General features: G+C 61.1%; 26 protein-coding genes. 10 read left to right on the forward strand and 16 right to left on the reverse strand.

Going from position 1 to position 26,939, the window contains the following annotated elements:
• The first annotated feature begins 97 nt into the window (after positions 1-97).
• The gene (locus AC1DVF_RS08470) at positions 98-1,981 is read left to right on the forward strand and encodes a TonB-dependent receptor domain-containing protein (RefSeq protein WP_099757291.1); all 1,884 of its coding nucleotides are present in this window, start codon (positions 98-100) and stop codon (positions 1,979-1,981) included.
• 110 nt (positions 1,982-2,091) lie between these two features.
• Here the strand turns inward: AC1DVF_RS08470 and AC1DVF_RS08475 are convergent, their stop codons facing one another.
• The 12 genes from AC1DVF_RS08475 to nrdR all read right to left on the reverse strand — a co-directional run bounded on the left by AC1DVF_RS08475 (position 2,092) and on the right by nrdR (position 10,819).
• Positions 2,092-2,892 carry a cobalamin-binding protein gene (locus AC1DVF_RS08475; RefSeq protein WP_116255922.1) on the reverse strand — a complete coding sequence of 267 codons (801 nt, stop codon included), beginning with the start codon at positions 2,890-2,892 and terminating at the stop codon, positions 2,092-2,094.
• The gene (locus AC1DVF_RS08480; protein WP_016984118.1) at positions 2,892-3,311 is read right to left on the reverse strand and encodes a hypothetical protein; all 420 of its coding nucleotides are present in this window, start codon (positions 3,309-3,311) and stop codon (positions 2,892-2,894) included. Before AC1DVF_RS08480 ends, AC1DVF_RS08475 begins: the two co-directional genes overlap by 1 nt.
• Positions 3,308-3,925, reverse strand: a complete 618-nt coding sequence (gene ribA, locus AC1DVF_RS08485) for a GTP cyclohydrolase II (protein ID WP_016984117.1) — start codon at positions 3,923-3,925, stop codon at positions 3,308-3,310. Before ribA ends, AC1DVF_RS08480 begins: the two co-directional genes overlap by 4 nt.
• A 148-nt stretch (positions 3,926-4,073) precedes the next feature.
• Positions 4,074-4,811: a substrate-binding periplasmic protein gene (locus AC1DVF_RS08490; RefSeq protein WP_477782311.1), complete on the reverse strand. Its 738-nt coding sequence runs from the start codon at positions 4,809-4,811 to the stop codon at positions 4,074-4,076.
• A gap of 37 nt (positions 4,812-4,848) precedes the next feature.
• Positions 4,849-5,352, reverse strand: coding sequence for a phosphatidylglycerophosphatase A family protein (locus tag AC1DVF_RS08495; RefSeq protein WP_007910933.1), 504 nt, complete (start codon positions 5,350-5,352; stop codon positions 4,849-4,851).
• Positions 5,349-6,314 (reverse strand): thiamine-phosphate kinase, encoded by a 966-nt coding sequence (gene thiL, locus AC1DVF_RS08500; RefSeq protein ID WP_460089063.1) that lies wholly within the window; start codon positions 6,312-6,314, stop codon positions 5,349-5,351. Before thiL ends, AC1DVF_RS08495 begins: the two co-directional genes overlap by 4 nt.
• A 27-nt stretch (positions 6,315-6,341) precedes the next feature.
• Positions 6,342-6,842: a transcription antitermination factor NusB gene (nusB, locus tag AC1DVF_RS08505; RefSeq protein ID WP_477782312.1), complete on the reverse strand. Its 501-nt coding sequence runs from the start codon at positions 6,840-6,842 to the stop codon at positions 6,342-6,344.
• Positions 6,839-7,315: a 6,7-dimethyl-8-ribityllumazine synthase gene (gene ribH, locus AC1DVF_RS08510; protein WP_003228649.1), complete on the reverse strand. Its 477-nt coding sequence runs from the start codon at positions 7,313-7,315 to the stop codon at positions 6,839-6,841. The genes nusB and ribH overlap by 4 nt, the downstream gene beginning before the upstream one ends.
• A 91-nt stretch (positions 7,316-7,406) precedes the next feature.
• The gene (gene ribBA, locus AC1DVF_RS08515; protein WP_039761895.1) at positions 7,407-8,498 is read right to left on the reverse strand and encodes a bifunctional 3,4-dihydroxy-2-butanone-4-phosphate synthase/GTP cyclohydrolase II; all 1,092 of its coding nucleotides are present in this window, start codon (positions 8,496-8,498) and stop codon (positions 7,407-7,409) included.
• Between the two features lie 16 nt (positions 8,499-8,514).
• A complete protein-coding gene (locus AC1DVF_RS08520) occupies positions 8,515-9,177 on the reverse strand; it encodes a riboflavin synthase (protein WP_477782313.1) in 663 nt (220 codons plus the stop codon).
• Positions 9,178-9,224: 47 nt separating this feature from the next.
• Positions 9,225-10,358 carry a bifunctional diaminohydroxyphosphoribosylaminopyrimidine deaminase/5-amino-6-(5-phosphoribosylamino)uracil reductase RibD gene (gene ribD / locus AC1DVF_RS08525; protein ID WP_460089064.1) on the reverse strand — a complete coding sequence of 378 codons (1,134 nt, stop codon included), beginning with the start codon at positions 10,356-10,358 and terminating at the stop codon, positions 9,225-9,227.
• A complete protein-coding gene (gene nrdR / locus AC1DVF_RS08530) occupies positions 10,355-10,819 on the reverse strand; it encodes a transcriptional regulator NrdR (RefSeq protein WP_007910946.1) in 465 nt (154 codons plus the stop codon). The genes ribD and nrdR overlap by 4 nt, the downstream gene beginning before the upstream one ends.
• Before the next feature lie 128 nt (positions 10,820-10,947).
• Between nrdR and AC1DVF_RS08535 the strand changes: the two genes are divergently transcribed.
• From AC1DVF_RS08535 to trxA, 3 genes are all read left to right on the forward strand, one after another.
• Entirely contained in the window at positions 10,948-11,412 is a 465-nt protein-coding gene (locus AC1DVF_RS08535; protein WP_053124259.1) for a YbaY family lipoprotein, read from the forward strand.
• A complete protein-coding gene (locus AC1DVF_RS08540) occupies positions 11,409-12,062 on the forward strand; it encodes a class I SAM-dependent methyltransferase (protein ID WP_320336258.1) in 654 nt (217 codons plus the stop codon). The genes AC1DVF_RS08535 and AC1DVF_RS08540 overlap by 4 nt, the downstream gene beginning before the upstream one ends.
• A gap of 162 nt (positions 12,063-12,224) precedes the next feature.
• Complete coding sequence (gene trxA / locus AC1DVF_RS08545; protein ID WP_093434468.1) at positions 12,225-13,097, forward strand: thioredoxin; 873 nt, start codon at positions 12,225-12,227, stop codon at positions 13,095-13,097.
• Positions 13,098-13,185: 88 nt separating this feature from the next.
• On the opposite strand, the gene AC1DVF_RS08550 is transcribed toward trxA, so the two are convergent.
• Positions 13,186-13,545 carry a hypothetical protein gene (locus AC1DVF_RS08550; protein ID WP_099757297.1) on the reverse strand — a complete coding sequence of 120 codons (360 nt, stop codon included), beginning with the start codon at positions 13,543-13,545 and terminating at the stop codon, positions 13,186-13,188.
• Between the two features lie 135 nt (positions 13,546-13,680).
• Between AC1DVF_RS08550 and AC1DVF_RS08555 the strand changes: the two genes are divergently transcribed.
• From AC1DVF_RS08555 to AC1DVF_RS08575, 5 genes are all read left to right on the forward strand, one after another.
• The gene (locus tag AC1DVF_RS08555; protein ID WP_093434462.1) at positions 13,681-14,274 is read left to right on the forward strand and encodes a DUF2796 domain-containing protein; all 594 of its coding nucleotides are present in this window, start codon (positions 13,681-13,683) and stop codon (positions 14,272-14,274) included.
• 138 nt (positions 14,275-14,412) lie between these two features.
• Positions 14,413-15,123: an ABC transporter ATP-binding protein gene (locus AC1DVF_RS08560; RefSeq protein WP_016984101.1), complete on the forward strand. Its 711-nt coding sequence runs from the start codon at positions 14,413-14,415 to the stop codon at positions 15,121-15,123.
• 1 nt (position 15,124) lies between these two features.
• Positions 15,125-16,390 (forward strand): ABC transporter permease, encoded by a 1,266-nt coding sequence (locus tag AC1DVF_RS08565; RefSeq protein WP_093434459.1) that lies wholly within the window; start codon positions 15,125-15,127, stop codon positions 16,388-16,390.
• An 11-nt stretch (positions 16,391-16,401) separates the two neighbouring features.
• Positions 16,402-16,920, forward strand: coding sequence for a DUF3299 domain-containing protein (locus AC1DVF_RS08570; RefSeq protein WP_093434953.1), 519 nt, complete (start codon positions 16,402-16,404; stop codon positions 16,918-16,920).
• A gap of 248 nt (positions 16,921-17,168) precedes the next feature.
• A complete protein-coding gene (locus tag AC1DVF_RS08575) occupies positions 17,169-17,867 on the forward strand; it encodes an OmpW/AlkL family protein (RefSeq protein ID WP_007910962.1) in 699 nt (232 codons plus the stop codon).
• Positions 17,868-18,249: 382 nt separating this feature from the next.
• On the opposite strand, the gene AC1DVF_RS08580 is transcribed toward AC1DVF_RS08575, so the two are convergent.
• The gene (locus tag AC1DVF_RS08580) at positions 18,250-19,182 is read right to left on the reverse strand and encodes an NAD-dependent epimerase/dehydratase family protein (protein ID WP_093434456.1); all 933 of its coding nucleotides are present in this window, start codon (positions 19,180-19,182) and stop codon (positions 18,250-18,252) included.
• Complete coding sequence (locus tag AC1DVF_RS08585) at positions 19,175-20,059, reverse strand: sugar nucleotide-binding protein (protein WP_049802170.1); 885 nt, start codon at positions 20,057-20,059, stop codon at positions 19,175-19,177. The genes AC1DVF_RS08580 and AC1DVF_RS08585 overlap by 8 nt, the downstream gene beginning before the upstream one ends.
• A 307-nt stretch (positions 20,060-20,366) precedes the next feature.
• On the opposite strand from AC1DVF_RS08585, the gene AC1DVF_RS08590 reads away from it, so the two are divergent.
• The gene (locus AC1DVF_RS08590; RefSeq protein WP_477782314.1) at positions 20,367-24,653 is read left to right on the forward strand and encodes a DEAD/DEAH box helicase; all 4,287 of its coding nucleotides are present in this window, start codon (positions 20,367-20,369) and stop codon (positions 24,651-24,653) included.
• A 115-nt stretch (positions 24,654-24,768) separates the two neighbouring features.
• Here the strand turns inward: AC1DVF_RS08590 and AC1DVF_RS08595 are convergent, their stop codons facing one another.
• Complete coding sequence (locus AC1DVF_RS08595) at positions 24,769-26,862, reverse strand: mechanosensitive ion channel family protein (RefSeq protein WP_477782315.1); 2,094 nt, start codon at positions 26,860-26,862, stop codon at positions 24,769-24,771.
• Positions 26,863-26,939: the final 77 nt, after the last annotated feature.

The following is a 26,939-nucleotide window of genomic DNA, read 5'->3' on the forward strand; positions in this document are numbered from 1 at the left end:
CTCATGACTGACCCACCGCATTCGCGAGCAAGCTCGCTCCCACAGTGGTTTATGAACTTTCAAAATTGAATTCGCCCTACGCGTCAACGGACCACCGATGAACCTCTCGCGCCTCGCCCTGCCCTTCCTCCTGCTGCCAGCCGCCAACGCCCTCGCCGACACCTTCGAACGTGAGCAAGCCCTGAAGCTGCCCGACATGCTGATCTCCGCCAACCGCCAGGTCGAAGCCCGCAACGACAGCAGCGCCGCCAACACGGTGTTCACCCGCGAAGACATCGACCGCCTGCAGCCGAGTGACGTGCCGGACCTGCTGCGTCGCGTCCCTGGTGTGCAAGTGGCGCAAGCCGGCGGACGTGGCAGTCTGCCGGGCATTTACATTCGCGGCACGCAGTCGGCGCAGAGTCTGGTGCTGGTCGACGGCCAGCGCATTGGCAGCTCCACTTCCGGCGACAGCAACCTGCAGCATCTGAACATCGAGCAGATCGAGCGGGTGGAAGTGCTGCGCGGTTCGCGTTCGGTGATTTACGGCAGCGATGCGATTGGCGGGGTGATTCAGATCTTCACCCGGCGCGGCACTGAGCAAGGTTTGCAGCCACGGATGCACGTCGGTTTCGGCAGCAACCAGACCTGGGAGCGCAGCCTCGGCTTGTCCGGGGGCGACGAGAAAACCCGCTTCAATCTCGGTGCCAGCCTTGATGAAACCGACGGAGGTGACCGTACTCACCAGTCGTACCCAAGCGATGCCGATCACGACGCCTACCGCAATGAGTCCGTTAGCCTGAGCCTCAGCCATGCGCTGAGCGATGACATCGAAGTCGGCGCCAATCTGCTGGATAACCGCGGCAAGAACGAGTTCGACAACCCGTTCGGCCGCTTCGACATGAACACCTTCGAATCGGTCCAACAGCAGCCCTACAGCGATTTCAACGTCAGCAGTGTCAGCAGTTACGTCGATGCTCGGGTCAACGAAACCTGGAAAACCCGGATCGAATTCGGCCATACCGAGAACCGCGAGAAGAGCCTCGACAAGCTCAGCGACGAACGCACGGTGTTCAACACCTACCGCGACTCGGTGAACTGGCAGAACGATCTGACGCTGGACGCACGCAACAGCCTGATTCTCGGCGGCGACTGGTACGAAGACCGGGTCAACAGCAGCACCGCATTCGACGAAGACAGCCGCTGGAACCGCGCCGCATTCATCCAGCATCGCTATCAGGCCGACAGCTTCTCCACGGAACTGGGTCTGCGTCACGACGACAACCAGCAATTCGGCAGCCAGAACACCTGGAGCGGCACGTTCACATTGCCGCTGAACCCGGACAACGACCTGTTGCTGAGCTATAGCGAAGGCTTTCGTGCGCCGACTTTCAACGATCTGTACTACCCCGACTTCAGCAACCCGGATTTGAAACCGGAAACCTCGAAAAGCTATGAGTTGCAGTGGCGCAGCCAGTTGAGCGACAGCAGCCGTCTCGAGGCGTCGATTTACCGTACGGACCTGGAAGACGCGATCATCTTCGGCAGCAATTCACGCCCGGAGAACGTCGCGTCGGCGCGGATCAACGGTTTTGAAGCGGCACTGAAACAGGAACTGTTCGACTGGCAGAGCAACCTTGGCGTATCGATCATTGATCCGCGCGACCGTGATACTGGCCACACCCTGGCCCGGCGTGCGCGGCGCACGTTGAGTTGGGATCTGGATCGACAATTTGATCAAGTCAGCCTCGGTGCCAGTTGGCAGGCGGTCAGCAGCAGTTATGACGACCTGAAAAATGAAAACCCGCTGGGTGGTTATGCGTTGTTCGGCTTGCGCAGCAGTTGGGCGTTGAACCGCGAGATCAAGCTGGATCTGAAGGTCGATAATGTTTTCGACAAAGGTTACAGCCGGGCGAATTACAGCTATGACGGCAGCCAGTACGGTTATCGCGAGGAAGGTCGGGTGTGGATGTTTGGGGTGACTTGGACTCCCCAGCTTTGATTTGAATCTTCGGTGATTTGACTGACCCCTTCGCGAGCAGGCTCGCTCCCACATTTGGAATGCAATCCTCCTGTGGGAGCGAGCCTGCTCGCGAAGAAGTCACCGCAATTTCAGCGGTCAGGCGCGATCAATTGGCAGAGTTTGGCGGTAGCGTTGATCATTTGGCCACTTGGGCGTTCGAGACCTTTGTCGGTGACCAACAGTAATTTTTCCTGCTTCACCGCCGCCACCTGTGGCCAGGCTTTCCACGCATTCAGTTGCGCCTGATCACTCGCCAGAATCACTTCAGGGTCGCGCTGCAACACTGCCTCAATACTCACCTGCGGCGCCGGCAGACTCAGGTCGGCGAACACATTGCGCGCCCCGCACACCTCAAGCGCATCGCTGATAATCTGCCCGCCACCGACGGTGTACAGCGGTTTGTCCCAGACCTGATAGAAGACCCGCAACGGCACTTCCCGGCGATAGCGCTGGCGCAACTCCACGAGTCGTTGGCGCAACGCCGCCGCCCGTTTCACCCCACGCTCCGGTCGCCCCAATTGCACGGCAATGGCTTCAATCTGGGTGGTGAGTTGTTCTAAAGAATGCGGTTCGGCGACGAAGGTCGGGATGCCCAGGCGCTTCAGTTGATCACGCTGCGCCGGGCCGACACTGCCGGGCCACAGCAACAACAAGTCAGGTTTGAGGCTCAGCAACTGCTCCATATCGAGCTGACCATAGCGGCCGACAGAAGGAATGCTGGCAATCGCCGCTGGCCGCTCACCGGCATCAAGCACACCGACCAACAGATCTGCCGAATCCAGCTCAACGACAATTTCAGAAAGGGACGGCGCGAGGCTGACCACCCGCAGGCCCGCCAGCACCGGAGTCGAGACGGCCAGCAGCAGAACCGCCAGCCAGAGGCGGCGCATCAGCCGAGTTGACGCGGGATACGGTAGAGATAAAACAGCACCGCCGTGGACAACGCCAACAGCATCAACGGTACGGCTTCAAGACCGACAAACACCGCCAGTGCGCCGATCCACGCCGGCAAGGCTGCCACGAGAAAAGCCGCACGACGACGAGCTGCAAGCGCAATCCACGCGGCCGGTTCATCCGGGGTATCGAGGGCTTTTTGCGTGGCGATCAGCGCATGTTTATAACGGCCAAAAAATTTCAGGCTGACAAACATCGATGCCACGCCGGCAATAAAGAACGGCATCGCCAGCACAGGAAGAATGCCTTCGCCCTGACCGAACAACGCGTTGAGTACGAACAGCGGCACCAACGCCAGTGCGAGGTATTTCCACCAATCGACCGATAACCGGCGCCGCACCTGACCCCGCGTCACGCGCGATCGACCTCGCCCTGATGCTCGTTGCCCATCATGTGGTCGAGCTTGCTGGCCTTGGTCGCCAGATACAGTTTGTTGTGGGGGTTGTGACCGGTGTGTAGCGGCACGCGCTCGGCGACAGTAATGCCCATATCGGTCAAGGCTTTAACCTTGCGCGGGTTGTTGGTCATCAGGCGCAGGGATTTCACGCCCAGATGCTCGAGCATCGGCAGGCACATGGCGTAGTCACGCTGATCAGCGGCAAAGCCCAGACGCTCGTTGGCTTCAACGGTGTCGGCGCCGCCATCCTGTAATTCGTAGGCACGGATCTTGTTCAACAAGCCGATGCCACGACCTTCCTGACGCAGGTACAGCAACACACCACGACCTTCACGGGCGATGGCTTTAAGCGCGCCTTCCAGTTGCGAACCGCAGTCGCAACGCTGGCTGAACAAGGCATCGCCGGTCAGGCATTCGGAGTGCAACCGGCCGAGTACCGGGGCACCGTCGGCAATTTCACCCAGGCTCAGCACGACGTGCTCGCGGCCGGTGGCTTCATCGAGAAAACCGTGCATGGTGAATTGCGCAAAAGGCGTTGGCAGCTTGGAAGCGGCGACAAAGACGACAGGCACCGGTGTGCTCCTGATCTAAAGAGTCTGAAAATTCGCAGGCCGGCATTGTAACAGCAGGTTCCTACCGGCGCTTAGGCTGAATTATCGGGCATAACGATCAAAAAGTTTGATAACAACTGAGTTGCCTCGCTCCCACAGGGGTAAGTGGTCAGTTCGAGTTGAACGGATACGGCTGCTGCCACTTCTCGAAGATCGGCTTCAACTCGCCGCTCTTCACCAACTGCTCCATACGCTGGTCATACAGCGCCATCAGCGCTCGCGCCTGTGGCGTGTCGGCAAAGCCGAGAAACAGCGGCAGCTCGGCCAGGTGTGAATAGCGATACTGCGCCGGATCGGCTGCGGTTTTCACCACGGCTTCAATCTCGGTCAGCGCATCGATGTAGTAATCCGCCCGCCCCTGCTTGAGCATCGACAGGATCCCGCTACGCCGCTCGATCTGGTTGTAGCGCTTGATATTCGGCAAGAAGTTTTCGTAGCGATAACCGCGCACCCAGGCCAGGCGATACTTGCCCAGCGTCGCTTCGGTAGGCGCCGGATTACTCGCCAGGCCCAATGCGTAAATATGGTCGGAATCGAAATTCCAGTGCGGGTACAGGACCTGCTCGGCTTCGTCACGGTAGGAGCCGACCAGCGCGTCGACTTCCTTCAATTGCACCAGCCCGACCGAGCGGGTGTAAGGCACGCTGCGAATGTCCAGCTTGACCCCGGCCGGTTCGAACACTTTGCGCAGCACGTCCCAGCCCAGGCCATGGCCGTCAGCGGCGGTGTAGTCTTCCCAGTCTTCGCTGGCCAGATGGATGACCGCCGGCGTCGGCGCAGCTTCCTGCGCACCCACCACGGAGTTCAGCAAAGCCAAAACCACTAGCGCCAACCAGCGTCGAGCCATCCCTAGTCCCCTCACTTGACCCTGATATCCCTTGGACTCAGGCGAAAATCCACACCAGTCCCTGCATCGCCAGCCAGGCGAACACGCCGGCCAGCACGTCGTCGAGCATGATGCCGACGCCGCCATGCACGTGCCGGTCGATCCAGCGGATCGGCCATGGCTTGAGAATGTCGAAGAAACGGAATACGAGGAAACCCGCGAGCAACCAGTACCAGCCTTCCGGCACCAGCCACAAGGTGATCCACATCCCGACCATTTCGTCCCAGACGATGCCTTCGTGGTCGTGTACCCGCAGATCGTCAGCGACTTTGCCGCACAGCCAGAAGCCGAACAGCATGGTGATCCCGAGCATCAGCCAGTAACCCCAGTCGGGCAACATCTGCCATAACGGGATAAAGGGTAGCGCAACCAGCGAGCCCCACGTTCCCGGCGCCTTGGGCAAGGTGCCGGAACCGAAGCCGAACGCGAGGAAATGCCAGGGATTGCGCCAGACCGACGGCGGAACGAATTCGGCCGGAACCTGTTTCGGGTGATCTGTCACGGTGTCTCCTGAAAATGTTGATAACCCCGGATTTGCGGGGTGATGTCGTGACCTTCGCGATCCAGCAGGACCACGCCCTGACCTTCGGACACTCGACCGATCACATGGATCGGCCAGCCATTGGCCAGCAGCGCCGGCAACTCGACAGACGGCAAGGTGAACGCCAGCACGTAATCATCGCCACCGCTCAGCGCAGCACGCTCGGCGCCGCGCTGACCGAGAAACGCCACTAATGCATCCGACAGCGGTACGCGCTCGCGTTCAATCTCAAGTCGGACCTTTGAGGCCAGCGCGATATGGCCGCAGTCGGCGAGTAATCCATCGGAGATGTCCAGCGCCGAGGTGGCTTTGCCACGCAGGGCCTGGCCGAGGGCGAGTTGCGGTTGTGGCGACCAGTAATGATCAAGCAGCGGTTGGGCGACGTTCGCTTCGGCGTCACGCTGACCGAGCACCAGCGGCAAGGCGCCGGCCGCATTACCAAGTTCGCCACCGACACAGAGCAAGTCGCCCGCCTGCGCACCGCTACGAGTCAGCGCCTGACCCGCAGGCACGCGACCAAACACGGTCACCGTCAGGCTCAACGGCCCGCGCGTGGTATCGCCGCCCACCAGCGCAACGCCGCAGCTCTGCGCCATGCGGTTCAAACCGAGGGCATAGGCTTGCAGCCAATCGGCGGTCACCGTCGGTACAGTCAGGGCAAGGGTAAAGGCAACGGGCGTGGCGCCCATGGCGGCCAGATCGCTGACCGCAACGGCCAGCGAGCGCTGACCGAGCAGAAACGGATCGCAGGGGTCGGCGAAATGCACACCGGCCACCAACGTATCGGTAGAGATTGCCAACTGCTCCCCGGGGGGAACAGCGAGCAAGGCGCAGTCATCGCCGATCCCCAGCGCAACGCCTTCGCCGCCCTGCGCACAAGGCGCGGCGGCGAAGAAATTGCGGATCAGCTCAAACTCGCCCATGGCTGAGACAAAGTGTTCAAGCGCCGATCAGCGCTTGAACGCCTTCACTTCAGCTTCACGCAGGCGCGGGGCCAGCTTGTCGAGCACGCCGTTGACGAACTTGTGGCCGTCGGTCGAACCGAAGACTTTCGCCAGCTCGATACCTTCGTTGATCACCACGCGGTACGGCACGTCGACGCGCTTGAGCAGTTCCCAGGTCGACAGGCGCAGCACGGCCAGTTCAACCGGGTCCAGCTCTTCGATCGTCAGATCCAGGCAAGGCGTCAGAGCGGTGTCGATCTCGGTCTTGAACTGCGGAACCCCGTGGAGGATTTCGCGGAAGTAGGCACCGTCGACATCGGTGAAATCGTTATCAACGCGAAACTGCGCTTCGATCTCGTTCAGCGATTGCTTGGCAATGTGCCACTGGTACAGCGCTTGAGTCGCGAGCTGACGGGCTTCGCGACGCTTGACGCTTTTCGAGGGCTTGCCGGCATCCGCAGGTTTCGGATCGCGCGGGTTGAAACGATCGCTTTCGTCGCTAATCACTTGGCCTCCAACTGCGCCAGCAGGCTGACCATTTCCAGAGCGGACAGGGCAGCTTCGGCACCTTTGTTACCGGCCTTGGTGCCGGAACGTTCGATGGCTTGCTCGATGGAATCAACGGTCAGGACGCCGAAGGCAACCGGAACGCCGAACTCCATGGACACCTGGGCCAGCCCCTTGGTGCACTCGCCTGCCACGTATTCGAAGTGCGGAGTACCGCCACGAATGACCGCGCCGAGGGCGATGATGGCTGCGAATTCACCTTTCTGGGCGACTTTCTGCGCAACCAGCGGGATTTCGAAGGCGCCAGGTGCGCGGATGATGGTGATGTCGCTTTCGCTCACGCCGTGGCGAACCAGGGCATCAACTGCACCGCTGACCAGGCTTTCAACAACGAAGCTGTTGAAGCGGCCCACTACCAAAGCGTAGCGGCCTTTAGGGGCGATGAAGGTACCTTCGATGGTCTTCAGGGTCATTCGTCAGTTCTCTTAAAGAGCCGGGACGCGTCTGCTACGCGTCCCTCAGTGATTTATTTGCCGCGAATCGGAGACCGGAAACAACCGGTCATTATTCGGAGGGCACGTATTCTACAACTTCCAGATCGAAACCGGATATCGCATTAAATTTCATTGGCGCAGACATCAAACGCATTTTGCGCACACCGAGGTCACGCAGAATCTGCGAACCGGCACCGACGATGCTGTAAGTGGTCGGTTTTTTCGGCGCTGCCTGCTCGCCCGTTTCACGGATATGTGCCAGCAGCACATCGCCATCGAGCGGGTGACCAAGCAACAACACGACACCGCTGCCCGCCTCGGCCACCGCAGCCATGGCGGCGCGCAGGCTCCAGCGGCCCGGTTGTTTGACCATCAGCAGGTCGCGCAGCGGATCCATGTTGTGCACCCGAACCAGGGTCGGCTCTTCGGCGCAAACAGTGCCCAGCGTAAGGGCCATGTGCACATCGCCTTCCACCGAATCACGATAGGTCACCAGGTTGAATTGGCCCAGTTCGCTGTCCAGTGGCTGCTCGGCAATCCGCTGAACGGTACGTTCGTGGATCATCCGGTAGTGAATCAGGTCGGCGATGGTGCCGATCTTGATGTTGTGCTCAGCAGCGAACGCTTCCAGTTCAGCGCGACGGGACATGGTGCCGTCGTCATTCATCACTTCGCAGATCACGCCACTTGGCTCGAAACCGGCCATGCGCGCGAGGTCGCAAGCCGCTTCGGTGTGGCCGGCACGAGCGAGGGTGCCGCCGGCCTGGGCCATCAGCGGGAAAATATGGCCCGGGCTGACGATGTCTTCAGCCTTGGCGTCTTTGGCGGCAGCCGCTTGCACGGTGCGCGCACGGTCGGCGGCGGAAATGCCAGTGGTTACGCCTTCGGCGGCTTCGATCGACACGGTGAACTTGGTGCCGAAACCGGAACCGTTGCGCGGCGCCATCAGCGGCAGCTTCAACAGTTCGCAGCGCTCGCGGCTCATCGGCATGCAGATCAGACCACGGGCATGTTTGGCCATGAAGTTGATGTGCTCGGCCTGGCAGCATTCGGCGGCCATGATCAGGTCGCCTTCGTTCTCACGGTCTTCGTCATCCATGAGGATGACCATCTTGCCTTGGCGGATGTCTTCAACCAGTTCTTCGATGCTATTGAGCGCCACAAGGCACCCCCTTCAGTCAGGATTTGAGGTAGCCGTTGGCGGCCAGAAAGCTTTCGGTGATGCCACCAGCGCTCGGCTCTGCGGCCTTGTCGCCGAGGAGCAGACGCTCCAGATACCGCGCCAGCAAGTCAACTTCCAGATTCACCCGGCGACCTGGCTTGTACGACGCCATGATGGTTTCACTCAGGGTGTGCGGAATGATCGTCAGCATGAACTCGGCGCCATCGACGGCGTTCACGGTCAGGCTGGTGCCGTCGACAGTGATCGAGCCTTTATGGGCGATGTACTTGGCCAGTTTCTTCGGCGCGCGAATGCGAAATTCCACGGCGCGGGCATTGTCGCTGCGCGAGACGATTTCGCCGACACCGTCGACGTGGCCGCTGACCAGGTGCCCGCCGAGACGGGTGGTCGGGGTCAGGGCTTTTTCCAGATTGACCGGGCTGCCGCTTTTCAGGTCGTTCATGGCGGTGCAGTCGAGGGTTTCACGGCTGACGTCGGCGGCAAAGCCGTCGCCCGGCAGCTCAACAGCGGTCAGGCAGACGCCGTTGACCGCGATGCTGTCGCCGAGTTTGACGTCGCTCAGGTCGAGCTTGCCGGTGGCGACGTGGACCCGCACATCACCGCCCTTTGGGGTCAATGCGCGGATACTGCCGATGGATTCGATGATGCCGGTAAACATGGGGTTCTCCTTGAGAACTGGGCCAGCGCTAACGCGATGGCCGGGAATTATACGCTCGCCGAAAGGACAGGGATGGCAGTGACTCGCCAGTCATCGCCCACCGCGCGAATTTCAGTGATTTTCAGCTCCGGCGCATCCTTCATATAAGCCAGCGGCCAGTCCAGCAGCGGACGCGCCGAAGAACCGAGGAACTTGCCGGCGATGAAGATCACGAATTCGTCGACCAGACCGAGCTGAGCAAAGGCACCGGCCAAGCGTGGGCCAGCCTCGACCAGCACTTCGTTGGTGCCTCGCTTGGCCAGTTCGATCAGCAATTGATGCAGATCGACCTGACCGTCATCACCCGGCACGATCAGGCACTCGGGGCCATGCGCGTATTGCTCTTCGATCGCGACACAGGTGGCAACCAATGCCGGGCCAGCCTTGAAGAACGGCGCATCCAGCGGCACCCGCAGGCGCCCGTCGATCAGCACGCGCAGCGGTGGTCGGCTCATGGCCAGCGCGGTTTGCTCGGCATCCAGACCCAACTCGTCGGCACGCACGGTCAAACGCGCGCCATCGGCCAGCACGGTGTCGGCGCCGGTCAGCACCACGGTGGCCTGAGCGCGCAAACGCTGAACGGCCGAACGTGCGGCCGGGCCGGTGATCCACTGGCTCTCGCCGCTTTCCATGGCCGTGCGCCCGTCGAGGCTCATAGCCAACTTGACCCGCACGTACGGCAAGCCGTGCTCCATGCGTTTCAGAAAACCTTGATTGAGCTGGCGCGCCTCGGCTTCGAGCACGCCGCTTTCGGTAGCAATGCCGGCATCGGCCAGGCGCTGCAGACCACGTCCGGCGACTTGCGGGTTCGGATCGCGCATCGCTGCCACCACCCGGGCAACCCCGGCATTCACCAGCGCTTCGGCACACGGCGGCGTGCGGCCATGGTGGCTGCAGGGTTCCAGCGTCACATAAGCGGTCGCGCCCCGGGCCAATTCACCGGCGGCGCGCAGGGCGTGGACTTCGGCGTGCGGTTCGCCGGCGCGCTCATGCCAGCCTTCGCCGACGATCTGCCCATCACGCACCACCACGCAGCCGACCCGAGGATTGGGATGGGTGGTGTAATGACCTTTGCGCGCCAGTTCCAGCGCGCGAGCCATGAAGTGAGCGTCGAGGATGGCCTGCTCGCCGGCGCTGGTCATTCTTTCACCGGTTCGCGGGCGAGGCGGTCGATTTCTTCACGGAACTCGTTAAGGTCCTGGAAGCGTTTGTACACCGAGGCGAAGCGGATGTAGGCGACTTCATCAAGCTTTTGCAACTCAGCCATCACCAGTTCGCCGACCACGAGGGATTTGACCTCGCGCTCGCCGGTGGCGCGCAGCTTGTGCTTGATGTGAACCAGGGAGGATTCGAGGCGCTCGACGCTCACCGGACGTTTCTCCAGGGCGCGCTGCATGCCGGCGCGGAGTTTTTCTTCGTCGAACGGTTGGCGGCTGCCGTCGGTTTTGATCAGGCGCGGCAACACCAGTTCGGCCGTCTCGAACGTCGTGAAACGCTCGCCGCAGGCCAGGCATTCACGCCGGCGGCGCACCTGTTCGCCCTCGGCGACCAGACGCGAGTCGATGACCTTGGTGTCGTTGGCACCGCAGAAGGGACAGTGCATGGTGGCTGGCAACAAAAAAAGGGAGGGCCATGGTAGCGCATCCCGGTGGCAAGACAAGCCATAGGCTTTGCGGTATACAGAACGGCATGATCGTTTGATCCATGGATTTCATTTTGCTGGAGCATCCAATGCCGTTACGTCCGCTCGTTTTGCTCAGTCTTTTCAGCCTGCTGGTGGCCTGTGGCAGCGATGCACCCAAGCCCCAGCCGCCAACACCGGGACCTGCCCCGCAGCAAGCGCAGAAAAAAGCCAAAGAGGCTGCCGAACTTGGCCCGCTGCCGGCTTATCAACGGGAATTGAGCGGCACCCTGCAAGGCGTGCCGGCCGGTGCCGAAGTCGAACTGGCGCTGCTGGTGATCGACGAAAAGGATCGCCCGCAACAATTGCTCGCCAGTTCCAGCCTGATCGGCAACAACCAGATCCTGCCGTTCCGCCTGCGCTTCAACCCGGACGCGTTCCCGGCCGGCGCGCGGGTTGAGCTGCGCGGGCGCGCCAGCCAGTCCGGTCAGTTGATCCTGCATCTGCCGTCGCAAACCATCAGCCAGCCGACCACCCAGGCGCTGGGCCAACTGCAATTTGTCAAAGCACCATGAATGCACCGCTCGACCTGCAACAGGCGTTAGGTGAATTGCTCGGCGACGCCAGACTCAAGGTCTGTGCGTTGCCGGACACTGATTTACAGCTATGGCTGATCGATGGCGACAACATGGGTCGCGAATTCAGCCAGGAAGAAATTCAGCGAATCCTGCATGAGCCACCGTATTGGGGTTTCTGCTGGGCCAGCGGTCTGGCGGTGGCGCGTTATCTGGCGGAATTTCCCGAGTGGGTGCGCGGCAAGCGTGTGCTGGATTTCGGCGCTGGTTCCGGGATTGCCGGGATCGCGGCGGTGAAGGCCGGGGCGCTGGAGGTGGTGGCGTGCGATCTGGATCCGCTGGCGATTTCCGCGTGTCGGGCGAATGCCGAGCTGAATGATGTGCAGATGAGTTATTCGACGGATTTCTTTGCCGAAGCGGATCGGTTTGATCTGATTCTGGTGGCGGACGTGTTGTACGACCGGGCGAACTTGCCGTTGCTCGATGCGTTTTTAAGTCGTGGCCGTGAAGCGCTGGTGGCGGATTCGCGGGTTCGGGATTTTAGGCATCCATTGTATGAGCGCATTGAAATGCTTGAGGCGATGACCTTGCCCGATCTGGCGGAGCCGGAAGAATTCAGACATGTCAGCCTCTACCATGCGCGGCGCTAGCTAAAAGCTTCGCGAGCAGGCTCGCTCCCACATTTGGAATGCGTTTCCCTGTGGGAGCGAGCCTGCTCGCGAAGGCGTCCTGCCAGACAACACATCTCTGCCTTCCGGCCACCCCCCGCCAAGCCGTATAGTTGCCCCATTCACGCTTCTACGAGATCCCCCATGAGTGAGCAAACGCCGTACATCTTCGACGCCACGACGGCCGATTTCGACCAGTCGGTGATCGAGGCTTCCTTCAACAAACCGGTGCTGGTGGATTTCTGGGCCGAATGGTGTGCGCCGTGCAAAGCGTTGATGCCGATGCTGCAAGGCATTGCCGAGAGCTATCAGGGCGAGTTGCTGCTGGCCAAGGTCAACTGCGACATCGAGCAGGACATCGTCGCCCGCTTCGGTATTCGCAGCCTGCCGACCGTGGTGCTGTTCAAGGACGGCCAACCGGTCGACGGTTTTGCCGGTGCACAACCGGAATCCGCCGTGCGCGCCCTGCTTGAGCCGCACGTGCAGATGCCACCACCGGCTGCAGCCGATCCGTTCGAGCAGGCTCAGGCGTTGTTTGATGACGGCCGTTACGCCGACGCCGAGGCAGCGCTGGTGGTGATGCTTACTGAGGACAACACAAACGCCAAGGCACTGATCCTCTACGCGCGTTGCCTGACCGAGCGCGGCGAACTGGATGAAGCGCAAACTGTGCTCGACGCGGTCAAGAGCGACGAGCACAAGGCTGCACTGGCCGGGGCCAAGGCGCAGATCAAGTTCCTCGGTCTGGCGCGTGACTTGCCGGATGCTGCCGACCTGAAAGCGCGACTGGCGAAAGATCCGCAGGACGATGAAGCGGTGTATCAACTGGCGATCCAGCAACTGGCGCGTCAGCAGTACGAAGCGGCGCTGGATGCTTTGCTCAAGCTGTTCGTCCGCAACCGCAACTATGCCGAAGGTCTGCCGCACAAGACCTTACTGCAAGTGTTCGAGCTGCTGGGCAATGATCATCCGTTGGTGACGATGTACCGCCGCAAGATGTTTGCTGCGCTTTATTAAGATCAAAAGATCGCAGCCTGCGGCAGCTCCTACATTGGGATCGTGTACACCCTTGTAGGAGATGCCGCTGGCTGCGATCTTTTGCGGTTCACTCGATCCAGCTGTAGAGCGGCGTATCCCCGCCGCTCACCACTTTCACGTCCGCACTGTGGCGCAGGCGCACCAACAAGCGTTTGCCCGCCACCGCGCTGCCGGTCAGCCCTTCCAGTTGATCAAGCAGATCCGGACCGCTGAGCTGCCCGGCCTTGCGCAACAGATCCTTGGCCAACTGCCACAAGGCATCGTCCTGATTCAGCGGTTTCGCCGCCGGGGCAGACGCGACCGCCTCAGATTGAGCAACCGGCGCCTGCCCATTCAGTGCCGAACCGAGCTTCGCCCAATCGCCGTCATCCAGCTCCACCGTCAAATCCACCGGCACGTCGCCGACGGTTCCGCGTATCCGCAACATTGAGTTCGCTCCTGCACTTTTCTGACGTGCATGCTCCCACGGGACTTGTGCAACGCCAAGCGCACGGGCAAACTCTGCGCACTTTCGTTATAAGATTACATAACAAACTCTTCACTTTACTTCCCGGAGACCGTCATGCGTCGTCTGCTGCTCGCTTTGCCGTTTGCCCTGTTGCCGCTGGCCATCGCCCATGCTGCCGATGAGCACGATCACGACCATGAACACGGCAGCCTCGGTGCGCATGAACATGGTGTTGGCCGTCTGAATGCCGCGCTCGATGGCCAGACCCTTGAGCTGGAGCTGGAAAGCCCGGCGATGAACCTCGTTGGTTTCGAACACGTTGCGACCACGGACGCCGACAAGGCCAAAGTCGCTGCAGCCCGTGCGCAACTGGAAAAGCCGCTGACCCTGTTCAGCCTGCCCACTGCTGCCGGTTGCAAAGTGGTCAGTCAGGAACTGGAAAGCCCGTTGTTCGGCGACAAGCCGGATGCCGATGACCATGACGACGATGAAGCGGACAAGGACGGTCACGAGCATCACCACGACCACAGCGAAATCCACGCGCATTACCAATTCAACTGCGCCACACCGGGTGCGTTGAAGACGCTGGACCTGACTAATGTCTTCAATACCTTCCCGGCGACGCAGAAAATTCAGGTACAACTGATCAGCGCCAGCGGCCAGCAAGGTACCGAAGTGACGGCCAAGGCTGCTGCCCTGAAATTCTGAAATCTGTGAAGATTCCTTGTAGGAGTGAGCCTGCTCGCGATAGCAGACTGTCAGTTGATTCAGTGCTGACTGGTACACCGCTATCGCGAGCAGGCTCACTCCTACAAAGGGGCCACTCAACTCCATATCCGGTTTCAAATGACCCAAGCACTCATCGAACTGTCCGACCTGGGCTTCAACTGGCCCGGTCATCCGCCGCTGCTGGACATTCCGGCGTTTCGTCTGGAAGCCGGTGAAACCCTGTTCCTCAAAGGCCCCAGCGGCAGCGGCAAGACCACCCTGCTCGGTCTGCTCGGCGGCGTGCAGAAACCCGGTCGCGGCAGCATTCGCTTGCTCGGCCAGGAGCTGACCGAACTCTCCGCCGGCGCTCGCGACACCTTCCGCGTCGATCACACCGGCTACATTTTCCAGCAGTTCAACCTGCTGCCGTTTCTTTCGGTACGCGAGAACGTTGAACTGCCGTGTCACTTTTCCAAGCTGCGCGCGCAACGGGCGAAACAGCGCCACGGCAGCGTCGATCAAGCCGCCGCCACCCTGCTCGCCCACCTCGGCTTAAAGGATGAAAGCATCCTCAGCCGCCGCGCCGATTCGCTGTCGATCGGCCAACAGCAGCGGGTTGCAGCAGCCCGCGCCTTGATCGGTCAGCCTGAGCTGGTGATCGCCGACGAACCGACCTCGGCACTGGATTACGACGCCCGGGAAAACTTCATCCGCCTGCTGTTCGCCGAATGCCGCGAGGCCGGATCGAGTCTGCTGTTCGTCAGCCACGACCAGAGCCTGGCGCCGCTGTTCGACCGTCACCTGTCCCTGGCCGAACTCAATCGCGCCGCCACGTCTGCCGAGGTCTGAGATGTATCTGTTTCGTCTGGCCATGGCCAGCCTGGCCAACCGCCGCTTCACCGCTTTGCTCACGGCTTTTGCCATCGCCCTCTCGGTGTGTCTGTTGCTCGCCGTTGAGCGGGTGCGTACCGAGGCCAAAGCCAGTTTCGCCAGTACTATCAGTGGCACCGACCTCATCGTTGGTGCCCGTTCCGGCTCGGTGAACCTGTTGCTGTACTCGGTGTTCCGCATCGGCAACGCCACCAACAACATCCGCTGGGACAGCTTCGAACACTTCGCCAGCAATCCGAAAGTGAAGTGGGCGATCCCGATGTCCCTCGGCGACTCCCATCGTGGCTACCGGGTGATGGGCACTACCGAAGCCTACTTCGAGCATTACCAGTACGGTCGCCAGCAGCATCTGCAACTGGCGGACGGTCGTGCGTTTGCCACCGATCCTTTTGAAGTGGTGCTCGGTGCGGAAGTGGCCGATGCGCTGCATTACAAGCTCGGTGACAAACTGGTGCTGGCCCACGGCGTGGCCGCGATCAGTCTGGTCAAGCACGACGACAAACCGTTCACCGTGGTCGGCATTCTCAAGCGCACCGGCACCCCGGTCGATCGCACATTGCACATCAGCCTCGGCGGCATGGAGGCGATTCACATCGACTGGCACAACGGTGTTCCGGCGCGTGGCAATGGGCGGATCACAGCGGATCAGGCGCGCAACATGGACCTGACGCCGCAAGCGATCACCGCATTCATGCTCGGCCTCAACAGCAAGATTTCCACCTTCGCCCTGCAACGCGAGATCAACGAATTCCGTGGCGAGCCGATGCTGGCGATTCTGCCGGGTGTAGCCTTGCAGGAGTTGTGGAGCCTGATGAGCACCGCTGAAAAAGCGCTGTTCGTGGTCTCGTTGTTTGTGGTGTTGACCGGGTTGATCGGCATGCTCACGGCGATTCTCACCAGCCTTAACGAACGGCGTCGCGAGATGGCGATCCTTCGTTCGGTCGGTGCGCGCCCTTGGCATATCGCGAGTCTGCTGGTGCTCGAGGCGTTTGCACTGGCGCTGACCGGGGTGATTGCCGGGGTGGCGTTGTTGTACATCGGCATCGCCGCCGCGCAGGGTTATGTACAGGCCAATTACGGTTTGTATCTGCCGCTGGCGTGGCCGAGCGAGTATGAATGGACGCTGCTCGGTGGCATTCTGGCGGCCGCGCTGCTGATGGGCAGCGTGCCGGCCTGGCGCGCTTATCGCCAATCCTTGGCCGATGGCCTGTCGATCCGTTTATGAGGATGTTCACCATGCCCCGCGCTGCACTCGCGCTGCTGTTGCTGATCGCCCTGCCCGTGTGGGCAGCGGCGCCGAAAGACCTGACGTGGTCGGAAATGATTCCACCGGACGCCGCGCCGGAAGTGCCGAACATGACCCCGCTGCACGACATGTCGAAGATGAGTGATGCGCTGTCCGCCGAGTCCGCGCCAGCGGCCAAGCAGGACCTGCCGAACGCGCCGGTGGTGAAGTCCCTCGACGGTCAGAACATTCGTTTGCCGGGTTATATCGTGCCGCTGGAAGTCAATGAAGAAGGACGCACCACGGACTTTTTGCTGGTGCCGTATTTCGGCGCCTGCATCCACGTGCCGCCACCGCCGTCGAACCAGATTGTGCATGTGAAAAGCGAGTTGGGCGTGAAGCTTGATGAGCTGTATCAGCCGTACTGGGTCGAGGGACCGTTGCAGGTCAAGGCGTCGAGCAGCGAACTGGCGGATGCCGGGTATCAGATGGATGCGGACAAGATTTATGTGTATGAACTGCCGGAGTAAACCCCGGTAGTTTTGTGCTGTTGCAATGACCCCTTCGCGAGCAAGCTCGCTCCCACAGGTTTCGGTGGTGACCATAAATTTTGTGGTCGACTCGATCAATGTGGGAGCGAGATTGCTCGCGAAGGGGCCTTCAAAGGTTCCACAGAAACCCGCCCCTTCACTGTTTCATTGAGCTGAGTCAAAAGACCGTATCAGTTGGCTTCGTACCATAGGACATCAGACATTTCTAACGTCCTTTCGGAGCCCCCATGAACAAGTCCTTGCTCAGCGCTTCGCTGTTTGCCCTCGCGCTCGCAGCCCCGCTCGCCCACGCCCACGAAGCCGGTGACATCCTCATCCGCGCCGGTGCGATCACCGTCAACCCGAAAGCCGACAGCTCCAGCGTCAAGGTCGATCAGGGTCCGTTGAGCGGCACCAATCTGGGCGGCAAAGCGACCATGAGCAGCGACACTCAATTGGGTCTGAACTTCGCTTACATGCTTACCGATCACGTCGGCCTCGAGTTGCTCGCGGCCACGCCGTTCGAGCATGACGTCAAACTCAAGGGCACTGCCCTGCCAGCGGCCAACGGCAAGCTCGGCACCCTGAAACACTTGCCGCCGACTCTCAGCGTTGTGTACTACCCGCTGGATTCGAAGTCGCCGTTCCAGCCGTATGTCGGCGGCGGTATCAACTACACCTGGATCTATGACGAGCACGTCGGCAGCGAAGCCAGCGCCAACGGTTTCAGCAACTTCAAGGCGAAAAACTCCTGGGGTCTGGCCTGGCAGGTCGGTGCCGACTACATGCTGACTGACAACATCATGCTCAACGCCCAAGTGCGTTACATCGACATCGACACCCGCGCCACCGTCGAAAACAACGCCGTTGCGCCGGGCACTCGCGCACGGGTGAATGTGGATGTGGATCCGTTCATCTACATGGTCGGTTTGGGCTATAAGTTCTAAGTCGATTGACCGAACGTTCACGTGGTGGTGAATGAGGCTTGGTGGTGAGCAGGCATAGAACTGACGGCGACCGTACGCAGTTGATCGGGGGATAACATCCCCTTGCCACAGGAGTAGCGACATATTCCGGCCGTGAAAAAGGCGCCTGTCAAAGGGCGCCTTTTTCATGTCTGCCTGGAATGCGTGGTGAGTTTGAGATCTATCCCCCTCACCCCAGCCCTCTCCCTCAGGGAGAGGGGGAAAGGGAGCCGATTTGTGTGTTCTTCAAAATCTCAGTTCGACTCGGTATTTCACGTCGGCGTAACTCGAAAGAACACCTCGGTCAGTCCCCTCTCCCTCTGGGAGAGGGTTAGGCGGGCGGCGTTCCGATGAGGGGCTCTTTTCAGGCACGCCCCAACAACCGCGCCAAACCCACGCTCATCGGCGTCTGCTGCGGCAGCTTGAAGCGTTCCAGCAGACGAGCGTTATTCGCCCGGGAATGACGGATATCACCGGAGCGCGCCGGGCCGTAGCTGACGGGTGGCAGTTGACCGACCACCGCTTGCAGGGCTTCAAGCATCTGCTTGAGGCTCATCGCCTGATTCCATCCAACGTTCACCGGACCGACTTCCACCTCAGGTTTTTCGATGCCCTGTACCAGCAAATCGACCAGGTCTTCGACATAGAGGAAATCGCGCGTTTGCTCACCGTCACCGAACACGGTAATCGGCAAGCCTTTCTGTGCGCGTTCGCTGAAGATGCTGATCACCCCGGAGTACGGCGAGGACGGATCCTGACGTGGGCCGAAGATATTGAAGAAGCGGAAAATCACCGGCTCCAGGCCATGCTGGCGGCGATAGAAATCGAAATAATGTTCGCCCGCCAGCTTGTCCGAAGCGTAAGGCGTCAATGGGGCTTTGGGCGTTTCTTCATCAATCGACTCGCCCTCGCCATTGTTGCCGTACACCGCCGCACTGGAGGCATACAACACGCGCTTGACCCCGGCCAGACGCATGGCTTCGCAGACATTCAGCGTGCCAATGAAGTTGCTCTGGTGAGTTTTCACCGGATCGTCCACCGAGGCCTGCACCGACGCCACGGCCGCCAGGTGAGCGACTGCGCTGCAGCCTTGCATGGCTCTGGCCACCAGCGTCGCATCGGCGACATCGCCGACAATCAGCTCAACCTTGGAGTTATCCAGCGGCAGGTTGCTGCGCTTGCCGGTCGACAGATCGTCGAGAATGCGCACCGAATGCCCCTTGGCAAGCAAGGCGTCGGTCAGGTGCGAGCCAATGAATCCGGCTCCGCCGGTGATTAAAACAGTCCCTTCAGCCATGACGGTAGAACCTATCCAGTAAGCCCGGGAGTGCGGCGCGCCAGGCGCGCGGTTTGATCCCGAAAGTGTGCAGAATTTTCTTGCAGGCCAGCACCGCATGTTGCGGCTCTTCGGCAGCGTCCGGTCGCGCGGCGTGAGCCTGGGCGGTTGGTGCTTCGATCGCTAGGGCGTGCAGGCTGCGCGCTTCGGTCAGAATCGCCTGGCCCAGCGCCAGCGGTGTGGTCGCTTCGTGGCCGGCGTAGTGGTAAGTGCCCCACAGCGGCGCGGCGCAATCGAGTTGTTTGAGCACCGAAATGATCACTCGTGCGGCATCGTCGACCGGGGTCGGATTGCCACGGCGGTCATCGGCCAGCAGCAACTCTTCCGGTTGTTCGGCGCGGGCGAGGAAGCGCCCCAGAGTGCCGTCCGGGCTGTCATCGAGCAACCAGCCAAATCGTAGCAAAACGTGTTGCGGACAAGTGGCGCGCACACTTTGTTCAATTCGCCACAACGCCTGACCGCGCAAACCCAGTGGCACCGGTTCGTCTTTTTCGCTGTACGCCGTGGCACGCGAACCGTCGAACACCCGATAACTGGAGGGCTGGACGAGGACGATGTTGTGGTGCTGGCACAGTTCGGCCAGACGTTCGATCGCACGTTCCTGCCCGGCCATGCGGCTTTCGCTGACGGTTTCGGCCTGGAACCAGTCGAAATAGTAGGCGAGATTGATCAATGCATCGGGACGGGTGTCGTCGAGCAATTGGGTCAGGCTCGCGGCATCCCAGCCGTTTTCGGGCGGGCGGGGGGCGAGGAAACCGATGTCTTCCTCTGCACCGAGGCGAATCAGCGCCTGCCCAAGGGCATTTCCGCCGCCCAGTAACATAAGGCGCATTCGCATAGAGTCAGCAGGCCCAGTCTGATTGGAACGATGGCTTTAGCGACGGCTCTTGTGAAACCGTCGTCGATAATTGCCGGAATCGTTGCATTTTGCGGGTTTAGTGCGCAACCGTCATCCGTAAAGTGCAGATCGCCGGGATTTGTGTCGTGGCCACTGGCCCCTTCGCGAGCAAGCTCGCTCCCACAAGGGATTTACGGCGCACACAAATCCACTGTGGGAGCGAGCTTGCTCGCGAAGAGGTCCGGCAAGACGCTGAAGATCCCAGCGGTACTTGCATCTTCACACCCGCGCCCGCATAACTTAAGCCATGAATCTGCCCATCCCCACGGACGCGGCCCTGGCAGGCTTTCACCCCGCCGTCAGCGCCTGGTTCAGCAACACATTCGCGACGGTCACCGCCGCCCAGGCCCGCGCATGGCCGTTGATCCGCCAGCGCCGTTCGACGCTGATCGCTGCGCCCACCGGCTCCGGCAAAACCCTCACTGCGTTTCTGGCCGTGCTCGACGACCTCGTCCACCGAGGCCTTGAAGATCCCGACGGCCTGCCCGACGAAACCCTGGTGGTCTACGTCTCGCCACTGAAGGCGCTTTCCAACGACATTCGCATCAACCTGCAAAACCCATTGGCGGGGATCACCGAACACCTGCGGCAGATGAGTCTACCTAGGCTGGCAATCACCACCGCCGTGCGCACTGGTGACACCCCGCAAAAAGAACGCGCGGCCATGCGCAAGACCGCGCCGCACATTCTGGTGACCACCCCGGAATCGCTCTACGTGCTGCTCGGTTCGGAATCGGGACGAAAAATGCTCGGCACCACGCGCACGGTGATCATCGATGAAATCCACGCGATAGCCGCAGGCAAACGCGGCAGTCATCTGGCCCTCAGTCTTGAGCGACTGCAGGCGCTGTGCGGCGAACCGCTGACCCGCATCGGCCTTTCGGCCACGCAGAAACCGGTCGAAGCCGTGGCGCAATTTCTCGTCGGCCATGAGCGCCCCTGCGAAATCATCGACATCGGCCATGCGCGGCCACGGGATCTGGGCATCGAAGTGCCGCCCGTGCCGTTGTCGGCAGTGATGGCCAACGATGTCTGGGAACGGGTCTACGACCGCCTCGCCGAACTTGCGCGCGAGCACCGCACCACGCTGATTTTCGTCAACACCCGGCGCCTGGCCGAACGCCTGAGCCGGCACCTCAGCGAACGCCTGGGCAAACACGCCGTAGCCGCGCACCACGGCAGCCTGGCCAAGGAGTTTCGCCTCGACGCCGAACAACGGCTCAAACGCGGCGAGCTAGAGGTGTTGATCGCCACCGCCTCGCTGGAACTGGGCATCGATATCGGCGAAGTCGATCTGGTCTGCCAGATTGCCTCACCGCGCTCTATCGCCGGTTTTCTGCAACGTGTTGGCCGCTCCGGGCACCAGGTGGGCGGCACACCCAAGGGCCGTTTGTTCGCCACCACCCGCGACGACTTGATCGAATGCACCGCCCTGCTCGACTGCGTGCGCCGAGGCGAACTCGACACCCTGCACATCCCGGTCGCGCCGCTGGATGTTTTGGCGCAGCAGATCATCGCCGAAGTCAGTTGTCAGGAATGGCCGGAGGACGCCTTGCTGGCGATGTTCCGCCGCGCCTCGCCCTACCGCGACCTCGACGAAAAACACTATCAAGCCCTGCTGAGCATGCTCGCTGAAGGCTACAACGGTCGCCAGGGCATCCGCAGCGCCTACCTGCACCGCGACGCCGTCAGCCGCACCTTGCGTGGCCGTCGCGGTTCACAACTGACCGCCGTGACCAGCGGCGGCACCATTCCCGATAACGCCGACTACAGCGTCATGCTCGAGCCGCATGGCCTGAACATCGGCAGCGTCAACGAAGACTTCGCGGTGGAAAGTATTGCCGGCGACGTGTTCCAGCTCGGCAACACCTCCTATCGCATCCTGCGCGTGGAAACCGGCAAGGTCCGCGTCGAGGATGCCCACGGCCAGCCGCCGACCATTCCGTTCTGGCTCGGCGAAGCGCCGGGACGCAGCGATGAATTGTCATCGGCTGTCGCACGTCTGCAAGCACAACTCGATGAACTGCTCAGCGCCAGCCCCGGCAATCTGCAACCGGCACTCGACTGGCTGACACAGACCCTCGGCCTCAACCGCGCCAGCGCCGAACAATTGGTCGAATACCTCGCCCGCGCCCGGCAGACCCTCGGCGCCCTGCCCTCGCAAGACACGCTGCTGATGGAGCGCTTTTTCGACGAATCCGGTGGCACCCAACTGATCATTCACTCGCCGTTCGGCAGCCGCATCAACCGCGCCTGGGGCCTGGCCCTGCGCAAGCGATTCTGCCGCACCTTCAACTTCGAATTGCAGGCCGCCGCCAGCGAAGACGCGATCGTCCTGTCGCTGTCCACCAGCCACAGCTTCGAACTCGATGACATCTGGCGTTACCTGCACAGCAACAGCGCCGAGCACATCCTGATTCAAGCCGTACTCGACGCGCCGCTGTTCGGCGTGCGCTGGCGCTGGAATGCCGGTGTGGCGTTGGCGCTGCCRCGCTTTACCGGCGGGCGCAAAGTTGCGCCGCAGTTGCAGCGGATGAAAAGCGAAGACCTGATCGCCAGCGTGTTTCCCGATCAGATCGCCTGCCTGGAAAACCTTGCTGGCGAGCGCGAGATTCCCGAACATCCCCTGATTGAGCAAACCCTCGACGATTGCCTGCACGAGGCGATGGACAGCGAGGGCTGGCTCAATCTGCTACGGCGCATGGAGCGTGGCGACGTGCGCTTGATCAGCCGCGACTTGCCGGCGCCATCGCCGCTCGCGGCAGAAATTCTCAGCGCGCGGCCGTACACCTTTCTCGACGATGCACCGCTCGAAGAACGTCGTACCCAAGCGGTAATCAATCGGCGCTGGAGCGATCCACAATCGACCGATGACCTCGGTGCGCTGGATGCGGACGCGATTGCCGCCGTGTATGAAGAGGCGTGGCCGACGCCAAACGCTGTGGATGAAATGCATGAGGCGCTGATGAGCCTGGCGTGCATCAGCGATGAGGAGGTGCAAACGAACGAAGGCTGGCGTGCATGGCTGGAAAATCTGGCCAGCAGTGGTCGCGCCTGCCGTCTACAGATCGATGCCGAGCATGGCTTGTGGCTGGCCCGCGAACGCCTGACGTGTCTGCAAGCGCTTTATCCACAGGCCAAATTGCAAGCCGAACTGAAGGCGTTGCCGGGATTCGATGAGGCGTGGACGTTCGATGAAGCGCTGGTCGAAGTGATCCGCGCACGCCTCGGTGCCTTCGGACCGCTGCCGTTATCCGCGATTGCCGAACCGCTCGCGTTGCAGGCCACTGAAGTCCATCAAGCCCTTGCCCAACTGGAGCGCGAAGGTTACGTGCTACGCGGCCAGTTCACGCCCAAGGTCAACATTGAGGAATGGTGCGAACGGCATCTGCTCGCGCGCATTCATCGCTACACGGTCAAGCGCCTGCGCCGGGAAATCGAACCGGTCGCGCTGCAGGATTTCATGCGGTTTCTGTTCGACTGGCAGCATCTGTCGCCCGCAACTCGCGGTCAGGGCAGCGCCGTGTTGCCCGCGATTGTCGGCCAGTTCGAAGGCTACGCGGCGGCCGCTTCGGCGTGGGACAGCGACATTCTTCCGGCCCGCCTCAAAGACTACTCACCGAGCTGGCTGGATGATTTGTGCCGCAACGGCAAACTGGTGTGGACGCGCCTCAGTGCCCGGCAGAAAGTCAGCGGCACGGCGTTGCGCAGCACGCCGATCGTGCTGCTGCCACGTAGTCAGGTCGGTTTGTGGAGTGCGCTGGCCGAACAGACGCCGGTGAACGAACTGTCGCCAAAAACCCAGAAGGTCTTTGAAGCCTTGAGTCAACACGGCGCGCTGTTTTTCGATGAGTTGATTCATGAAGCGCGCCTGCTGCGCACCGAACTGGAAATCGCCTTGCAGGAGCTGGTTGGCGCCGGTCTGGTGAACGCCGACAGCTTCGCCGGCCTGCGCGCCTTGATCACCCCGCCGAGCAAACGCCAGCAGCGCAGCAGTCGTCGTGGGCGCGGGGCGTTTGTCGGTGGAATGGATGATGCCGGGCGCTGGGCGTTGTTGCGGCGCGGAACGGCTGTGGATAACAGCGAAACCCTGGAACACGTCGCGATGACATTGTTGCGCCGTTATGGCGTGGTGTTCTGGCGCTTGCTGGAGCGTGAGGCGGACTGGTTGCCGAGCTGGCGCGAATTGTTGCGCACGTTTCATCGGCTGGAAGCACGGGGCGAGATTCGCGGTGGACGATTTGTCAGTGGTTTGGCGGGGGAACAGTTTGCCTTGCCCGAGGCGATTCCATTGTTGCGCGAAGTGCGTCGGCGAACGCATGACGGCAGTCTGGTCGCGGTGTGCGGGGTCGATCCATTGAACCTGGCCGGGACGTTGTTGCCAGGGACGAAAGTGCCGGCGCTGGTGAGTAATCGGTTGGTCTATCGGGATGGGATTCCAGCGGCGGCGGAGATTGCCGGAAAGCAGCAGTTTTGGCTGGAGCTGGATCAGATCGGCATGGAGCAGGTGCGCGGCAAGCTGATCCGGCATTGAGGTTGGCGGGTCTGGCGCCATCGCGAGCAGGCTCACTCCTACATTTGGAATGCGTTCCCCTGTAGGAGTGAGCCTGCTCGCGATAGCGCTGGCATTCCCACCAAAAAACTACCCGTTAAGTCCGCGATTCCTGCGGCACCTCGCTCACCACCACCGCCCCTTCCTGCTGCCGCTTCGGCAACAAAACCTGCTGTGGATAAGTCTGCGCGAAATGCACCACCGGGCTGTTATCCACAAGCTTCTTCAAACGCTGATTGAACGCCCGGCTCACCGCATACTGCCCACCGGATACCGTGCGGAACTGCGCCGTCAGCACCACGCCGTTCAAATCCATTTTGTCCACGCCAAACACATCCAGCGGCCCTTGCAGGTTGTACTTGAGGAACGGGTCTTCGCGGATCGAATCGCCCGTCTCGCGGATCAACTCGATGGCCTTATCCACGTCCGTGTCGTAGGTGAACTGCACCGAGAAAAACGCAAAGGCAAACTGCCGCGATTGGTTGGTCACAGCCTTGATCTGGCCGAACGGCACCGAGTGCACAAAGCCCTTGCCGTCACGCAGACGCAGGGTGCGAATGGTCAGCCCTTCGACGGTGCCGGCATGGCCCGAATCGAGCACCACCCAATCGCCAATCGACAGGGTGTCTTCAATGATGATGAACAGCCCGGTGATCACGTCCTGCACCAGTTGCTGCGAACCGAAACCGATGGCCAGACCGACCACTCCGGCACCGGCCAGCAGTGGTGCAACGTTGATCCCCAGATTGGCCATAGTGGTGATTGCGCAGATCACCACGAGGATGATTTTGATCGCGTTGCGCAGCAGCGGCAGGATGGTTTTCACTCGCGTACTCGGCTGGCGCGCCGCGCGTTTGCTGAGCGGCGGTTTCAGTGCTTCCTGAATCGCCGTGTCGAGTACCACCCACAGCAACCACGTGACCAGGAAGATCAGGCCAATGCTGCTCAGCGCGTTACTGATGGCTCGTCCAACCGTGCTGCTCTGAGCGAAATCGAGCAACGAAACGCCCCAGATCCGCCCGAGAATATCGATGAAGGCGATAGCGATGACGATCCGCAGCAAGGCATGCAAGAGGCTGAGAAAACGTTCCTTGTAGGCGCTGCTGCGCTGGATCGCTTCGGCTTTTCGTGACTTGAACAAGTGCTGCAGGATCGTGCTGAGGAATACCGTGCCGATTAACAAAACCGTGGTGAACAACGCGCAACGCAGAGCTTTCTGATTGTCCTCGCCGATGCCGATCAGATTCACTGCCGAGACCAGCACCATCAGCACGATTGGCCAGTACCACAGCCCCGAGAAAATCCGCAGCGACTCCTGCAACGACGGTTGTTTCAGGCGTTGGCTCAGCGAACGATTGCGGATCAGATGCGCCACCGGGCGGCGCAGGCGGATCACCAGCAAGCCAAAAATGATCGAGGCGATCAGCCCGGTGAATACCGCGACGCTGCTGGTGATATTGCCGCCCAGTTGTCGTGCGATCTGCGGGCTGGTCAGCGCGTCGCTGAGGGCGGCTAGGAAGCCGATCAGGAACAGCGGCCGCGGGCAATAATCACGAATGATCCGCGCCGCCGGACGTTTATGGCCAACGTTGAACATCACCACCACGCACAGCAACATCGAGGTGGAAAAGATGCCGCTGCTGGTGGCGTAGGCCAGACACAGCGCCAACGCGCGGCCGACCGAAGCTTGCAGAAAATGGCTGACGTACAGCGTCAGCGGCAGGCAGATCAGCGCCGGCACGGTGTACGGCAGCAAGTAACCAATCAGATCCTGACTGCGCTGGCGGGTGCGCAACCAGCGGCCCTCGCGCAGACGCTTGGCCATCAAACTGCCGAGCACGGTCAACAACGCGAAACTGCCGAGCCAGACTCCCGACAGCGTAAGGAAGTCCCCGGTAATGCTCCAGCCCGAGCGGTTCGAGGGTTGGTTGACCAGTTTGTCGACTTCATCGGCGGCGCGATCGGCGCGCAGGCGCCAGGCGTCGACCAGGTGTTCGTTGAGATCGAGTTTGTCCTGCACATCATCGATGCTCGAACTGATCGCACCGAGCAGACCGCCCTGCACTATCGGCTCGGGTTTGGCCGCTTCTTCGGCGGCGGCCGGCACACCCGGCAATGCAGCGGCGTCGATTTCACTGGCGCCGAGAAACAGCAGTGCTCCCAGCACAATGGCGATCCTGAACTTGATCAAAACTCCGATCTCCCGTGGCTGAACCTGTAAGGAACTGATCGATATTTGTACGGCAAGTTCAAGAGCGCCCTCACCCT

The sequence above is a fragment of the Pseudomonas sp. P4_D7 genome (genome assembly GCF_056401755.1).